Origin of the sequence: Arcobacter suis CECT 7833 (genome assembly GCF_003544815.1) — a bacterium.
GTDB classification, from domain to species: domain Bacteria; phylum Campylobacterota; class Campylobacteria; order Campylobacterales; family Arcobacteraceae; genus Aliarcobacter; species Aliarcobacter suis.
In genome coordinates, this window is record NZ_CP032100.1 from 392193 (window position 1) to 409227 (window position 17035).

Consider the following 17035-nt stretch of genomic DNA (forward strand, 5'->3'; position numbering starts at 1 on the left):
AGAAAATCTTCCTATAAAATATTTAATTGGTGAGATAAATCAGCCGCAATTCTTTCGTAGTTTCTAACAGCCAATAATCTTTCTTGACCTTTTAATCCAACTTGTGTAACTTCGTCTTTTGATAAAGAGATAATATATTCAAGTTTTTTCTGAATTGATTCTTTATCAAAAGCTGTAAACCAAGCACTAGCATTATCTTCAAAAATCGAAGCATTATTTTCATTGTCACTCATAATACAAGGAACGGCACTTGAGTAGTAATCAAGCACTTTCATAGGAGTTGAACTATTAAATAAAGCAATATCTGGAAGAGGAGATAATCCAACATCAGCAAGTGCAATTAGTTCTAATAACTCTTTTCTTGTTTTTGCATCGTAAATCTCAATATTATCTTTTAGATTTGGAAAATCAATTAATAAATGGTCTAAAAATTCTGGGTCTTTTGTAGAAATCATTAGTTTGAAATTTGAATTATGAATATCACTAAAAGCTTCTAAAATAGTTTCAAATTCTCTTAATTTATCTAAAGTTCCCGCATAAAAGAATCTTTTTTCATTTCCTTCATGTTGAATATTTTCATGTAAAACTTCAGGGTCAATAGCCGATGGAATTACGAAAGTTCTTGTTTTTACATCTTTGAAATAATCATTTTTCATTTGAAATGAAGTTGGAAGGAAAATATCACATTCGTTTATTAAACTCACTTCACTATATGTTTGTATTTTATTGCTTATTACATCTAAAATTGATTTTTTATTGTTTGCTAAGTCAGTTTCAAGTTTTGCAATTCTTTTAGGGAAAGATAATCTAAATCCAACTTTGAAGTTATATTTTGCTTTTTGTTTTAATATCTCTTTTAATAAATCAGTATTATTTCTAACAACTACAAACTGATATTCACTTAAGTTTATTCCATGTTTTTCTAATTCTTCTAAAATATGATGTTTTGATTTTTCAGGAATAATTATTCTTCCATCTTCTTTTATCTCTATTTCTGATTTCTCTTTAGAAAAAAATGTTGTATTTATATCAAAATGTTTTGTTAAATATTTTTGAAATAAAGGCCCTATAAAACTGTGATCTGCATATTCATCTTGGTCTGTAATATATAAAAACTTACTCATATTAACTCCTTGAAATTCTTTGAAAGATTATATCATTTAAAAGTTGCAACAAAAAAGCATTTTAGTTATTTTTATAGTTAATAAAGTTTTCCAAGTAAATCAACATGGGTTAAATAAACTCGCAAATCAAACTCAACTTGATGATAAGAGGGCATTACAAAAGTGCAAAGATTATAAAAAGCTTTATCATGCTCTCTTTCTTTAAAGTGGGCAAGTTCATGAACAACAATCATTTGTAGAAATTCTTCGGGCATATTTTTAAAAACTGAGGCAACTCTGATTTCATTTTTTGATTTTAGTTTTCCACCTTGAACCCTTGAAACTATCGAGTGCATTCCAAGTGCATTGCTAATTACATTTATTTTTCCATCATACATTACTTTTGAAACTTGATATTTTTTGAAATATTCGTTTTTGAAATCCATCACATAAGAGTATAAAGCTTTATCATTTGTAAAGCTGTGAGCGTTTGGATATTTTGTTTTTATATATGATGATAGTTTTTCTTTTTCAATTAAAACTTTGATTTTATCTTGTAAATCTTTTGGGTAGTGGCTTATGTATTTCATGGGCGGATTATAACTTATTGTGTTGTAATGCTTCCTTTAGCTCAATATCTCCAATGGATTTGGTCTATTATTTCTCATAATTTGGGCAACTTTATCTTCTCTTTCTTTTTTTATAGAGTTGTAATTTTCTAAAATATCTTCATACCAAGATAATATTTCTTTATAAGTTTTACTTGCTAATTCAGTTGGACTTTCATCTAAAGATATTTTAAAATCTCTAATTTTATCTTTTAAATATTTTTCCATATCCTTTTCTTTTATTTGTACAAAATCAGAATTTTTAGGAATCCAAGAAAAAAAAGATTGCAAAGAAATTGCACACATAAAACGCAAAGTCTCTTTATCATCTAAAGTTTTTAATTTTTCAAAAATCGCTTTATTAAAATCTTCATTATCACTTATCAAAGAAGTTGCAATAAAACTACTAACTACATCATCAAAACGAATATGTGAAGCATCGTAAATTTTGCCGTTTTCATCTTCTTCTATTATGAGATTTTTTAGTTCTTTTATTTCCTCATAAGAAAGAGATAATATCTCTTCTTTAGTGATATATCTATCTTCAATTATTGAAAAAACTTTGTTTTGTTCTTTTTCATTAAAAGAAACTCCTACTTTAGATACAAGTTTATCAAAATTATCTCTTTTTATTAAATCAACACTTGATGTACCTGACAGCTCTTTTTGAATTAAATTATCAACATTTAATGATGAAATTAGAATATTATCTGTATCCATGTTACTTTCTTTCATTTAGATTAGTGAATAGAAAGTAACATTTTTTATCTTATAACCAATTTAATTATATATATTTGAAAAATTGAATATTATATTTCAACAACAGAGATTAATACAATTAATTTCTTTAATAAAGTTATTGAACTTGCTGCTTGAGGAAGAAAAAGAAGAGATTTAAATCTCTTCCTTGATTTTTTCTAAATCATTAATTTTTTCTAAATATTGCTCTTTTCTTGATTTTACAAAATTTATTCTATCTTCGTTTATTTCTAAATATTGCTCTTTTGAGTATTTTACAATTTTAAATAAGTAATTTCTTTTTGAAGTTAAAAAATCTTCGATTTTTTCAAATCCAAAATTTGCTTTTAGTTTTGCCACAATTTCATCTTCTCTTGGATGTGAAATAGAAAATTTAGATGGCTCTTTTTTATATAATTCTTCTGATTCTAAAATTTGTTGTTCAAAGTGAGCAATAGTTGCTTGTGTTGTTTGAATATATGAATATGATAATGCTCCATTAAAATATGCAAACTTTTTTCTAATAGCTGAAATATTTTCTAAAATTGCTGTATGGTATGTTTTTAAAACATTTTCATAAACTTTTGCTGCAAAGTGTCTAGTGTTTGAGAACTCTAAATCAGAACCGATTTCCCTTTGTTTTCTAATAAGTTCATAAGGTTCTTGCCATTTTGTAACTTCATTTTTGATGATATTATAAGCATCTCTAAATGCTTCATCTGTATCAAGTTCAATGTTTTTTAGAAGTTTAATTGATCTTTTAAACATTTTATCAATAGTTTGGTCATCATAAAAAAGTTTTTTATAAATACTATCTGAATCAATCCAATAGGTTTCATAATCATATTTTTCAATTTTTGAACCTATAAAACTTTTTGTCTCTTCGAATCTTGTTGCAGTTTTCTTTTTGATACCTTTGTAAGTTTCATGGGCAATTTTTTCCATAATAGTTTCTAATGAATTATAAATATTAAATAACTCTTTTGAATATTTTTTATAAATATTTTCAAAATGCTCAAGAACAGAATTTTCACAACCTTTTAAAACTTCGATTAAAGCATCATAGATTTTTGTGATTGTTTCATACTCTTTGACTAAAATATCACAAATTCCTCTTAAATCTTTTTTAATGGCAAATTCTTTAGATTCAGCGGCTTGTGGTCTAATTGTATTTTCAATAAACTCTAAAACTTCATTAATATTAGATTCTTTTAAAAGCTTCATATCTCCTGACATATCTTTTGAGTTAATTTCTTCAATTTTTTTATGGAATGCTCCAAATGAATCTTTGAAGAAGTCTAATGAATCAATACCAATATTGTTATTTAACTCTTTTTTGAACTCTTTTGTAATTGCTTCAAATTCATCATCAAGTAAAACTCTTTTTTGATGCGCTCTTGATTCAAGTGCCATTCTTGCAGAAATTGGAGTAACTTGAGCAAAATATTTTCCAAATTTTTCTTTTACATAATTTGTAGTAGTTTCAACTTGATCAGGAGTTAATTTATCCTTTTGATTTAAAACGCACAAAGACTTATTTTTAAAGTGTTGCATATATTCATCAAGAACTTCTGCTTCTGAAAGTTTTCCTGCATTATCAATAAGAGTTAGCCAAATAATCCCTCCAACATCCCTTAAAACTTTCCTTGTAGTATCCGTATCGCTTTGAGATTGTGAGTTCAATCCTGGTGTATCAACAAAAGAAATATCTTTTAAAATATCCATTGGCGCATAAAGTGTAAGATATTTTATATCTTGCATTTCATTTTCTCTTTGGTCTGTAAAATCAGCAATTGATTCTATTGGAGCAAATTCTTGAGCACCTGAATAATAAGTGATTTTTAGTTTGTATTCTTCCCCATAATTTATAAAATTTACTTTAGATGTAACTGGTGTAATTCCCGTTGGTAAAATATTTCTTGCAAGTAGAGCATTTAAAAAAGTAGATTTTCCAGAGCTAAATTGTCCTGTAATTGCAATTTCCATTGGATATCTTGCTCGTCTAATTTGTTTATTTAAAATACCAATAAGTTGATTTGATGGTAAAAATTTTTCATCAAGTAATTTTGTTTGAACTTTTTTTATGTCTCCAACTAAACCATCTTCATAAACAATTTCTTGTAAAGAATAAGTTTCTTTATACTCATTTACAAAACTTTTTAGGATATTTAGATTTGCACTCATTAGTATAATCCTTTTATTGTTATTGAAATATTTTCAAGTTTTTTAATATTTTTATGAATATCAATTGATAATTGGGCTCTATTTTTATCATTTTCTTCAAATGAATTAATTTGATTTTGAAGAACTTCTTCGTCATTTTTAAGTTTTTGTTCAAATGTTTTTAATGGAGCATTTAAAGTTGTAAAAAATGATTCAATTAAAAGATTACTTACTTTTTTTGCTTTTGATTTAATATCTTCTTCAATTGAAGTAAATTGATTTTTAATAAGTAATTCCATTTCCCTATCTAATTCATTTAGTTTTGAATCTTTCGCTTTTGAGACAGCATCAATAATTAAAGAAACCAAAACTTCATTATTTGATGTTAAAAATCCTGATTTAAAATCATCTTGGAAAAATCCTCTAGCATCAAAATTTTCATTTTTATGACCAATTGTAAAACCTAAATCATGATATTTTTGCTCGCATTGTTCCCCAATAGTTTGTGATTTTTTGATAAATTTATATCTATAATCTCTGATTACATCGATAATTCCATCTTTTATTGCAGTTTCAACAATAACTTTTATTCTAGAATTTTCAGGTCTTTTTTTAGTTTTTTCAAAAGAGTATCGAACATCTCCCACAACTCTTTGTTTTATAACCGTTTGTAAATCTATAAGTTCACTTTGTAAAAAAGTTTCTAGGGATTTTATATACTCTTTTGAGTCATTTTTATAATAATTTATATCTTCATTCATTGCTTGAAAGATTCTTGTATTAACACTTTTTCTTTTATTGAAATCTAAAAGTTCTTTTTCTAATTCATCTTTAGATTTTGAAAGAAGTCTTAATTCATAGTTATAAAAAGAGTTTTGTTTTTCAATTATTCTTTGTAATTGGTTTTTTGATGATTGAATTACTAATTCACCTTTTTGTGAGTTTGAACCAAAAAGTGTTTCAGTTAAATATTGTTCAATCTCTAAAATACCAGTTTGTTCAAGTGTATAACCAGCATTTATTGCTTCTTGTTCTCTTCCAGTTCTATGTAGTAGTGCCATTCTTCCAGAAATTGGGATGAACTTGATAGTTTTTAAAATATAATCAAGCTGAGAATCTTTGTTTTGAGCACGTAATTGTTTTTCAATAGATGTTTTTGTATATTTAATAACTTCCTCAAGTTGCTCTTTTGAAACTGTATCAGCTCTTGTTATAACAATTAAAAGTTTTGAGATATTTTGGTAAAGTAGGGCATCAATAATAAACTCAACATCTTTTAAAGTAGCACTTTGAGATACATTCATAAGATGTAACATCATATCACATTGACTAATATACTCTTTTGTAATCTCTTCCCTTTGTATAACTGGGTCGTCAAGGCCTGGAGTATCAACGATTTCAATACCATCAGATAAAAAATCTAGTTTAGAGCCAAGTTCCACATATTTTACCAAGTTACATTTTTTACCACTTGCTTCTGCTGATGTGTAAGAAGATAAATCGTTAATATCAACTTCATCAAATCTAGAAATTGGTTTAATATAATTTTTTAATTCATCTCCAAAGATTTTATTTGTTTCATTTACAAAATCTCGCATTGATTCTAATTGTTCAGCTGATTTTTTTATTCTATCCCACTCTTGTTGATTCCAGTAAAATACTTTTGCATTATCAGTAGGATTATGTTTTACGATTGTTAAGTTTGCAGTTTCAGGAACAACAGCACTTCCTAAGATTTCTCTTCCCATTAAGGCATTTAACATTGTAGATTTACCAGCATTCATAACACCTGTAATTCCAATTGAGAATTTTTGCGTATCTAAATAATTTTTTGTAGCTTTTATTTCATTTGAGATCTCTTCATTTGTAATATCAGTTTGAAGTTCTGATATTAATTCTTCAATAGTAGATTTTAACTCTTTGAATGATGATTTTTCAAGTTCTATATCAACTTTATTACTAGAAGTTATAGTTTCTTCATCTACAATATCTAACTCTTTATAATCAAATAAAGATATTAATTTATCGTAATTTTCACCATTGATTATATTTTCACTTTTTAAATATTCAAAAGAAGAATGTAAAACAGAAATATTTTGTTTTGATTTATTTGATAATATTGATTTCACAATATTGTATTGTAAATGATTCAATTCATTTATATTTGAAGGACTTTTTATTTTTAATTGTTGGCATAAAGTTTTAAATGAAGTTAATGGCAAATATTTATCATAATTTTTTCTTGTTGCACTAATAATTAAAGCATAAATTGTAAATATTTCTTCATTTACTGTAGTTTCAATCGGTTCTAAATCTAAATTTTGTTCAAAAGTTATACCGTGATACAGTAAAAAATAATCATTTGCTAAACTCATTTTAATTCCCCTAAAATATAAAAAGTTAAATATCACTACTGATATTTAACTTTTTATATTTTTATTAACGAAGGAAAAAATCCTTCGTAATAATTATCTTAGTGCTACTAATTTTCTTCTTAAGTAAGCAATTTTATTTTGTAATGGTAAATGTTTTGGACAATGGTCTTCACAAGCCATTAATGACATACAACCAAAAATTCCATCATCATCACCAATTAATTCATAGAAATCTTCAGCTGTTCTTTTATCATGTGGGTCAACTTCAAATCTTGCAACTCTGTTTAATCCAACAGGTCCAACGAAGTTAGGTCTCATTAATGCAGTTCCACAAGAAGCTACACAAATTCCACACTCAATACATCTGTCTAATTCAAATGTTTCATTTGCTACATCTGGATCGATTCTATCTTCTAATTTAGAAATATCTACTTCGTGATCATTATGAATCCATGATTCAACTCTTTTAGACATTCCATCCATCCATTTACCTGTATTTACAGATAAATCTTTAATTAATTCAAATGCTGGCATAGGCATTAATTGTAATTTTCCAGTTGGATAATTAGCAATTAAAGTTCTACAAGCAAGAGTTGGTTTACCATTAACAACCATACCACAAGAACCACAAATTCCAGCACGACAAACGAAGTCAAAAGATAAATCTGCATCCATTTCTTCTCTAATTTTCATTAAAGCAATAAATAAAGTCATCCCTGGAGTTTCTTCTAAATGATAATCCACGAAATGAGGTTTTGAAACCTTAGATCTTGGATTGAATTTTAAAACTGATATTGTTATATCTCTACCTTTTTCAATACTCATTATAAATCTCCTGCTCTTTCGTTTTTCTCTCTATAATTCATAGGTAAATCAAATGGCATTAATGCATGTTGAATTTCATGTCTATCTTTACCTTCTGCTTGTAATTTTTCAGTCATTTCATCAACTTCTAATTGTCTTTTTTCAGATAATTCATGTTCTATAATCATACCTTTAGCACCATAACCTCTAAATGCTGGTGGTAATTCCATAGTCATAATATCTAATGCTTCATAAGAAATTGTTGGAAGAGTTTGATTTTCATCTGGCCAAGAAGTTAATGTTCTATTTAACCAATTTGCATCATCTCTTTTTAAATAATCTTCTCTATAGTGAGCCCCTCTTGATTCAGTTCTCTCTAATGCACCTTTAGCAACACAAAGTGCTACTTTTAACATTCTAGGAACTCTATATGCTTCTTCAAGTTCTGGATTACCAACTCTTTCTTTTGATTTAACATTAATTTGTTTTGTTTTTTTCAATAATTCTTCTAATTCATCAACAGCAGCTTTTAAGTTTTCACCATCCCTGAAGATTCCAACTTTTTGATCCATTAAGTTTTGCATTGTATTTTTAATTCTGAAAATATCTTCAGTTCCATTATAAGTTAAAATTTCATTTAAATAAGCATCTTGTTTATCTAAGAATTTTTGAACTGTAGATGTTGGAATTGTTACATCATTTGATAAACAATAATCAGCAAAATAGTTACCAATAATCATCCCTGCAACAACTGTTTCAGAAACAGAGTTTCCTCCAAGTCTATTAAATCCATGCATATCCCAACAAGAAGCTTCACCACAAGCAAATAAACCATTTAAGTTCTGTGATTCACCAGTTGGTTTAGTTCTAATTCCACCCATAGAATAATGTTGCATAGGAAGAACTGGCGCCCATCCTTTTTTACCTTCATCAGCTGGATCAATTCCATTAAAAATTTGACAAATTTCTTGAACGTCTCTTAGATTTTTTTCAATATGCTCTCTACCTAAAATAGAAATATCTAACCATACATGGTATCCATAAGGTGAAGGTACACCTTTACCATTTCTGATATGTTCAATCATTCTTCTAGAAACAACGTCTCTTGAAGCTAGTTCTTTTTTCTCAGGTTCATAATCTGGCATAAATCTGTGACCATCAACGTCTCTTAAAATTCCACCATCTCCTCTACAACCTTCAGTTAATAAAATCCCTGATGGTACGATTGGTGTTGGGTGAAACTGAACAGCTTCCATATTTCCTAAAGTTGCAATTCCAGTTTCAAGAGCGATAGCAGCTCCAATACCTTCACAAATTACAGCATTTGTAGTTTGTTTAAATACTCTTCCATATCCACCCGTTGCGATACATGTACCTTTTGCAACATAAGCTTCTAATTCACCAGTAATTAAATCTCTTACGATTGCTCCATAACATCTACCATTTTCATGAATAATTGATAAAGCTTCTTTTCTATCTCTAATATCAACATTGTGTCTTAATGCTTCGTTTGCAACACCAAATAACATAGTGTGCCCAGTTGCATCTGCTGTATAACAAGTTCTCCATTTTTTAGTTCCACCAAAGTCTCTTGATGTAATTAATCCATGTCTATCTGCATCTTCTGTAATAGTTGTTTTTTTAGCATTGATAACAGCTTCTCTTGAACCTTCTTTAACTCTTGACCAAGGAACACCCCAAGATGCTAATTCTCTAATTGCTTTTGGAGCAGTATGTACGAACATTCTTGCAACAATTTGATCACATCCCCAGTCAGAACCTTTTACAGTATCCGCAAAGTGTAAATCTTCATTATCTCCATCAGACATTTTAGAGTTACCTAAAGATGCTTGCATACCACCTTGAGCAGCGGCAGAGTGTGATCTTTTAACAGGAACTAAAGATAAAACGATTGTATTTAAACCTTTTTTTTGTGCAGCAACAGCAGCTCTCAAACCTGCTAATCCTCCACCGATTACTAATGCATCACAGTAATTAATTTTCATTATGCAATTCCTCCAACACTTTTATTTGTAATATTAAATTCCATTACTTTCGCAGTTGGAGTATATTTTTGTCCAACAGTTCCATTTGCAGCATTTTCCATACCAATTTTCATATAAGCAGCTAATGAAGCAAATCCTAATACTAAGAAGAATACTGTTAATGCCCATTTTACTTTTTTAAGTGCTTTTCTTGTAGCTTTTGGATTTTCACCATCAAACCATCCCCATTTAACACAGAGTCTATATAGACCAATAGTTCCATGGAATTCAACTGCTAATAATAAGAAAATATATAAAGGCCACATCCACTCAGACCAAATTCTATCAGCACTTTCGTAAGGACCAATATCAGCTGAATTTGTCATAATAATATATAGGTGAATAGAACCCATGAAGAACATTGCAAAACCAGTAAAAGCTTGAATAAACCAAAGTTTTGTGTCATCATGATTCATACTTTTTGCATGAGCTTTCATAACTTGATATTGTTTAAAGTTACCAGGTAATTTTCTCATACCCAGAGCTGCATGTACTATAAAAATTACAAATATTACTGCTGCAACTATTGTAACTAATAATGGATTTCCACCCTCAAAAATAAAACTTCCTTCTAAAAGTTTTGTAACTGTGTACATAAAATCTTTAGATATTAATATTGACGATACTAATAACATATGTGCCCACATAAATAAAGCTAAGAATCCACCTGTAAAACTTTGAATAAAATCAAGTTTTGCAGGTAATCTACTCTTTCTTCCTTCTTCTGTTTTCCCCAAATAACCTTCTATTAGGTCACTCATTTGCTATCCTTTCTGCGATTTAGATTTTTTTGAATAATAGTGAAATAATATCTTAAATCTACTTCAAATATCTTTATCATTTTATGAAAAAGAATGTTAAAAAAAAGAAAAAATTAGCTAAATAAACCCCTATTAAGGGGTTTTTATTGAGAAGAGTTTTGTTGAAAAAATTAATTAATAAGAAAGAAGAATGTTACTTATTAACACAGTCTATTTTATAAACAGTGATTGAACTGCAAATTGAGTTAAATTTATGATTTCATCAATATTCATTGCAGGAATAAAAAATACAATAGCCGAACCAATTCCACCTAAAACTGTAAGAATAGCAACAAAAGCTATGGCATAAGTTGAGACTCTTTTATCATTAAATTCTTCACTTATACAAGCTTCATTTGGAGAATAAAAATACATCATTGCTATTAGTTTAAAATAGTAATAAACAGAAACAATAGTTGCAAAAATTGCAACTATTGTAAGTCCAATGTAACCTGCATTTATAGCTTCTGTAAATACATATAATTTACCTATAAATCCTATAGTTGATGGAATCCCAGCTAGTGAAAATAAAAATATAGTCATCATAGCTGCTAAAAAAGGTCTTTGTTTTGCTAAACCTTTAAAATCATCATAAGTTACTTTTACATTTGTTTCAGAAATAATATGTGAAGCTAATCCAAAAGCCCCAAGTGCAGATAATAAATAAGCTATTAAATAAAACATTGTGGCATATGCAGAATCAATATTTATTATTTGACCATCTTTATAACTTAAAGCAATAAATGCTAAAAGTACATATCCTGTATGAACAATAGAAGATGCAGCTAACATTCTTTTTATGATTTGTTGAGTAATTGCTAACCAAGTTCCAAATATCAAAGTTAAAACAATTATTATAGTAATAATTCCATCCCAAAAATCTATAATAGGAGAAATATAACTTAGTATAGTTCTTAAAAAGAATGAAAAAATTGCAATCTTAAAAGTTGATGCCATATATGCTGTAATAACCATTGGCGCACCTCGATAAACATCAAGAACCCAAGATTGAAATGGAAAAGCTGCAATTTTAAATAGAAATGTAAATAATATAAGAGTTAATCCAATATATACAAGTATCATTTCATCTGGATTTGCATTTAGAATAAATGTTGAAATATTAGCTAGATTTGTACTTGCAGTTGCTCCATAAATTAGAACAACTCCTAATAAATAAAATGCACCAATAAATGAACCAAGAACTAAATATTTAAAAATTGCTTCAACTCTTTTTGAATCTTCTGTATTGTATCCAACCATGATATAAACAGAAAAAGAAGCAATTTCTAAAGCAATATATGCTGTAATTAATTCATTTGCATGGGCTAAAATCATCATTCCGAATAGAGCAAATAATAAAATTGAAAAAAATTCACCTTTAAAATAACTTCTATGTTGAAAATAATGTTCACCAATTAATAAAGTTAATAAAGTTCCTGTAATTAATAAAATATTAAAAAAGTTAGAAAAAGTATCAAAAGTTAAAACATTATTAAATAAACTCTCATAAGGTTGTATAGAGTAAGAGTTATTTATATTACTTAATGAAAAACCCAAAGCAATAATTAAAAAGAACGAAGAAACAACAATAAAGTTTTTTACAGTAAATTTTTCATACATACTCATAAACATAAGCGCTAAAGCACCTGCTAATATGGTTATTGTTGGAATTAAATAGAAAAATTCACTCATTTTGTTGCTCCTATTTGTAAAATATCATTTAGGTAATAAGTAACAGTTGGTTCAAATTTATTAATAAAAATTTCTGGATAAAATCCCATTAAAAACACTAAAATTATCCAAGGAGCTAATCCTATGATTTCTTTTATTTTTAAATCTCTCATTACTAATTCAGTAGAACCTTCTGGTCTATTTTGTAAAATTGCTCTTTGAAACATCCATAACATATAAGTAGCTCCAATAATAACTGTTAAAGCTGCAACATATCCTAAAGTATGATTAAATTCATATATTCCAAAAATTATTAAAAGTTCAGAAACAAAACCATTAGTTCCAGGAAGTCCAACATTTGCAAATAACATTACTGCAAAAATAAATGTGAAAATCGGTGCTTTTTTAGCAATTCCACCTAAATCTTTTATTGTTTTAAATCCAGTTTGTTCGTGAACTAAACCAATAAGTAAAAATAGAGCTCCAGTTGCTATTGCGTGAGCAATTATTAAATATAAAGCTCCATTTATTCCATAAGAATTTAATGAAAAAATTCCAGCAGAAATGAAACTTAAATGTGATGCTGATGAATATGCAAACATTCTTTTAATATCATCTTGCATAAGTGCAGCAATTCCAAAATAGATTAATCCAAATAATCCAATAGCTACAAACCAAGTTGAAAATTCAACATAAATATCTGGGAATATTGGAATCATAAATCTAACGATTGCATAAACTCCAAGTTTTGCCATAATTGATGAAAGTAAAAAAACTGCACCAGTTGGAGCATTTTTGTATGTTTCCATAATCCAAGTATGAAGTGGAAAAATAGGAATTTTAATTGCAAATGCTGCTAAAAATGCTAAAAATAACCAAACTTTTATATCATAAGGAATAGTAGTTATTTGCATTAAATTATCATATGCAAATGACCATTCTCCAAATTGATTAAAGTAAGCAACACCTAAATATAAAATAGCAACAAACATTAGCAATGAACCAGCCATTGTATAAACAGTAACTTTAATAGTAGTAAATACTTTGTCTCCAAAACCATAAGAACCAATCATTAGAAAAACAGGTAATAGCATAACTTCCCAAAAGAAGTAAAAAAGTACGATATCTAAAGATAATAAAGTTCCTGTAACTCCTGTTTGAACTAAAAGCATATTTATCCAATAGCCTTTAGTTTTTCCTTCCCATAATAATAGATATGAAGTAGGTATTAAAATAGCAATCATCATTAAAATTGTAAGTGAAAAACCATCTAATCCAATATAATAATTTATACCATAAGTTTCAATCCAAGGAACATTTGTTACAAATTGCATTCCAGCACTTGGAACAAATTCAATGTATATTTTTAAAACTAAAGCAAGAATTACAGTTGTAGTTAAAAAAGCTATATTTCTAATAGTATTTACATCTCTAGTTGTAAGCATTAACCCAAGAGCAACAACGCCAGGTAAAAATATAATAAATGAAAGAATATCTGAACTCATACTATAATCCTAAAGTGATATATAAGTAGATAAATACACAAGTCATACCAATTAGCATGAATGCAGCATAAAATCTAACATTTGCATTTTGTATCATGGCAACTTTTTTACCAATATTTACAAAACCAATTGACGAATTCATAATAAAGGCATCTATTATTTTTTCATCTACAACTTTATCTATAAAAGTTGATACTTTTTTTGTTGATTGAACAAATAAAATATTATAGATTTCATCAATATAAAATTTATTTCCAATTAATCCTGTTTCATCTTCTGGTTTATGAACATCAAAATTTGCATATTTTGAATAAGCTGCCATAATTCCAGTTGCTGCTACGATTATAGATAAAGCCATCAATACATATTCTGTTAAATGATCCATGTGAATATGTTTAGAATTTAACTGACTAAGCCAAGTATCAACAAAATGATTTCCTCCAAAAATTGCAGGAAGATTTAAAAACCCAGCTCCAATAGCTCCAATAGCTAAAATTAAAAGAGGAAAAGTAATTGTTTTTGAAGTATAAACATAATTTTCATCGTGATGATTTGGTGCTACAAAAACAATAAAATACATTCTAAACATATAAAATGCTGTTAAAAATGCTGTAAACATTGCAATTCCCCAAATCAGATATTGCCCTTCTTGAAATGCAGCTGCTAAAATTGCATCTTTTGAAAAGAATCCAGAAAATGGAGGAATCCCTGAAATGGCAATAACACCTATTAAAAAAGTAGTTCCAATAATAGGTAAGGTTGCTCTATGTTGGGCAATTTTAAAAATATTTTGTTCATGATGAATTGCCATAATTACACCACCAGCTCCCATGAATAACATTGCTTTAAAAAATGCGTGTGTAAATACATGGAAAAGTCCAGTTGAATAAAAACCTAAACCAACAGCAATAAACATATAACCTAATTGACTCATAGTTGAATAAGCAAGGATTTTTTTAATATCAGTTTGACGTGTAGCTATAATTGCAGCAAGTAAAGCTGAAAATGCTCCGATATAAGCTATAAATAATCCAATTTCTTCAATTCCACTATATAAAAAGTGAAATCTTGCAACCATATAAATACCTGCTGTTACCATTGTTGCTGCATGAATTAAAGCTGAAATTGGAGTAGGACCTGCCATCGCATCAGGAAGCCAAACATAAAGTGGAATTTGAGCTGATTTTCCCATTGCTCCTACAAAAAGTAAAATTCCTGAAAGAATTAATAACTCATTTGAAGCATTAGCTAAATTTGCTTCAATAGATGAAAATGATAAATCAACTTCTCCTAAAGCAAAAAATAGTGTTACGACTCCCAGTAAAAATCCAAAATCTCCAACTCTATTTACAATAAAAGCTTTATTTGCTGCTATTACATTTTCAGCTTTTCCATAATAAAACTTAATTAAAAGGTATGAACAAACTCCAACACCTTCCCAACCTATGAATAAAATTATTGGATTATCTGCAAGAACTAATATTAACATTGAAGCTAAGAACAGATTGAAATAGGCAAAGAATTTACCAAATCCACTATCACCTTTCATATAACCAATGGCATAAATATGAATTAACCAACCAACAAAAGTTACAAACATTGACATAAATATCGAAAGATTATCACCTAAAAAAGCCATTTCAATATTTAATTTATCAACATTTAACCAAGTAAAAAGTTGTTGTTTGAATATGATATTTTCATCATTCATTCTTAAGAATAAACAAAGAGTAATCAAAAAAGAAATAAAAGGAGTAATTGTTCCAATTAGTGAAAAATAAATATCAGATACTTTACTTTTCTTGATATGATAAAAATAGAGTAAACCATTTATTATTGCACCCAACAAAGGAGCTAAAATAATCCATACTAATAGTGAAGTATTCATGATTTTTCCCCTTGAGTAAGAGTTGTAAAAATATCTGTATCTAAAGATTTTCTTGATCGGTATAATAAAATTATTACAGATAAAAATATTGCAGCTTCAGCAGCAGCTATTGAAATTACCATTATTGTAATAACTTGCGGATCCATATTAAAATGGTATCTTGCAAAGGTAACTAAAAATAGATTTACACCATTTAACATCAACTCAATTGACATATAAATAACAAAGATATTTCTTCTTGCAATTACTCCAATTACGCCAATAGAGAATAACATCATTGAAACAAATGCATAAGATGTTAATGAAATCATAATTGTTTTCCTTTGTTATTAAGTTTTGATTTTCTTTTTTTTGCAAGTACAACTGAACCAATAAGCGCAATTAAAAGTAAAATAGAAATTAATTCAAAAGCTATAAACCAATTATTATAAAGTTCTATCCCTATTGGTTTTATATCTCCAAAATTTGTATCACTAATATTTAAATCTTTTTGTGGAAGTTTTGAAACAGCTTTTAATACAAGTACATTTAAAGGAATCATTATAAATGCACCAATAACAATTAGTTTATATTTATTTGGTTCTTGTGGTAAATCCTCTTCTTTTATATTTAAAAACATTAAAATAAATAAAATCAAAGTCATAATAGCCCCAGCATAAACAATAATCTGAACTAAAAATAGAAAAGTTGCATTTAATAAAGCAAACATTCCAGCAACACTTAACATTGTAATTAAAATTCCTAAAGCACTATACATAGGATTTTTATATACAATCATAGCAATTGCACCGCTAATTGCTAAAAATGCTAAAGCAATAAAAACTAAATCAGCCATTGTTTAAATCCTTTGATCTTTCATTTGCCATTAAAGCTTTTTTGTTTAAAACAAAATCTTCTCTTTTACTAGCTGTAAATGAAAAAATCCCTGTATCCATTCTAATTGCATCACATGGACAAGCTTCAACACAATATCCACAAAATACACATTCTAATAAATCTATTTTGAATTCTTTAGGTCTTTTTTCATCATGCTCATCAAATCTTTCTTCGGCTTCAATAAAAATACATTCAGCAGGACAAGCTGTTGCACACATAAAACATGCAACACATTTCTCACTTCCATCTTCATGTTTTGTGAGTCTATGCACACCTCTATATCTTTCATTCAAATCAGTTGGTTGAACTTCTGGATAAGATACAGTTTTTAAATTATCAATATCTTTTAAGTTTTTCATGAAATGTCTAAAAGTTGTTTTCATTCCTCCTGCAATTGCTGGAAGATATAATTTGTCTTTAAATGATTTACCGTATCTTGGTACTACTTTTATTCCCATT

General features: G+C 27.8%; 14 protein-coding genes. All 14 read right to left on the reverse strand.

Annotated elements, in window-relative coordinates; genetic code table 11:
- Positions 1 to 11: 11 nt before the first annotated feature.
- The 14 genes from ASUIS_RS01910 to ASUIS_RS01975 all read right to left on the reverse strand — a co-directional run bounded on the left by ASUIS_RS01910 (position 12) and on the right by ASUIS_RS01975 (position 17034).
- Positions 12 to 1124, reverse strand: coding sequence for a glycosyltransferase (locus ASUIS_RS01910; RefSeq protein ID WP_118885459.1), 1113 nt, complete (start codon positions 1122 to 1124; stop codon positions 12 to 14).
- Positions 1125 to 1201: 77 nt separating this feature from the next.
- Entirely contained in the window at positions 1202 to 1693 is a 492-nt protein-coding gene (locus tag ASUIS_RS01915) for a YgjP-like metallopeptidase domain-containing protein (RefSeq protein ID WP_118885460.1), read from the reverse strand.
- 36 nt (positions 1694 to 1729) lie between these two features.
- On the reverse strand, positions 1730 to 2431 hold the full coding sequence (locus ASUIS_RS01920; RefSeq protein WP_118885461.1) for a hypothetical protein: 702 nt from the start codon (positions 2429 to 2431) through the stop codon (positions 1730 to 1732).
- A gap of 174 nt (positions 2432 to 2605) precedes the next feature.
- Complete coding sequence (locus tag ASUIS_RS01925; RefSeq protein ID WP_118885462.1) at positions 2606 to 4633, reverse strand: dynamin family protein; 2028 nt, start codon at positions 4631 to 4633, stop codon at positions 2606 to 2608.
- Positions 4633 to 6987 carry a dynamin family protein gene (locus ASUIS_RS01930; protein ID WP_118885463.1) on the reverse strand — a complete coding sequence of 785 codons (2355 nt, stop codon included), beginning with the start codon at positions 6985 to 6987 and terminating at the stop codon, positions 4633 to 4635. Before ASUIS_RS01930 ends, ASUIS_RS01925 begins: the two co-directional genes overlap by 1 nt.
- 93 nt (positions 6988 to 7080) lie before the next feature.
- Complete coding sequence (locus tag ASUIS_RS01935) at positions 7081 to 7812, reverse strand: fumarate reductase iron-sulfur subunit (RefSeq protein WP_118885464.1); 732 nt, start codon at positions 7810 to 7812, stop codon at positions 7081 to 7083.
- On the reverse strand, positions 7812 to 9797 hold the full coding sequence (locus tag ASUIS_RS01940; protein WP_118885465.1) for a fumarate reductase flavoprotein subunit: 1986 nt from the start codon (positions 9795 to 9797) through the stop codon (positions 7812 to 7814). The genes ASUIS_RS01935 and ASUIS_RS01940 overlap by 1 nt, the downstream gene beginning before the upstream one ends.
- A complete protein-coding gene (locus tag ASUIS_RS01945; protein ID WP_118885466.1) occupies positions 9797 to 10597 on the reverse strand; it encodes a fumarate reductase cytochrome b subunit in 801 nt (266 codons plus the stop codon). Before ASUIS_RS01945 ends, ASUIS_RS01940 begins: the two co-directional genes overlap by 1 nt.
- A 210-nt stretch (positions 10598 to 10807) precedes the next feature.
- Positions 10808 to 12328, reverse strand: a complete 1521-nt coding sequence (locus ASUIS_RS01950; protein WP_118885467.1) for an NADH-quinone oxidoreductase subunit N — start codon at positions 12326 to 12328, stop codon at positions 10808 to 10810.
- On the reverse strand, positions 12325 to 13812 hold the full coding sequence (locus tag ASUIS_RS01955; protein ID WP_118885468.1) for a complex I subunit 4 family protein: 1488 nt from the start codon (positions 13810 to 13812) through the stop codon (positions 12325 to 12327). Before ASUIS_RS01955 ends, ASUIS_RS01950 begins: the two co-directional genes overlap by 4 nt.
- A gap of 1 nt (position 13813) precedes the next feature.
- A complete protein-coding gene (gene nuoL / locus ASUIS_RS01960) occupies positions 13814 to 15700 on the reverse strand; it encodes an NADH-quinone oxidoreductase subunit L (RefSeq protein WP_118885469.1) in 1887 nt (628 codons plus the stop codon).
- A complete protein-coding gene (nuoK, locus tag ASUIS_RS01965) occupies positions 15697 to 16011 on the reverse strand; it encodes an NADH-quinone oxidoreductase subunit NuoK (protein ID WP_118885470.1) in 315 nt (104 codons plus the stop codon). The genes nuoL and nuoK overlap by 4 nt, the downstream gene beginning before the upstream one ends.
- Positions 16008 to 16535 carry an NADH-quinone oxidoreductase subunit J family protein gene (locus ASUIS_RS01970; protein WP_118885471.1) on the reverse strand — a complete coding sequence of 176 codons (528 nt, stop codon included), beginning with the start codon at positions 16533 to 16535 and terminating at the stop codon, positions 16008 to 16010. The genes nuoK and ASUIS_RS01970 overlap by 4 nt, the downstream gene beginning before the upstream one ends.
- Complete coding sequence (locus tag ASUIS_RS01975; protein ID WP_118885472.1) at positions 16528 to 17034, reverse strand: NuoI/complex I 23 kDa subunit family protein; 507 nt, start codon at positions 17032 to 17034, stop codon at positions 16528 to 16530. Before ASUIS_RS01975 ends, ASUIS_RS01970 begins: the two co-directional genes overlap by 8 nt.
- Position 17035: the final 1 nt, after the last annotated feature.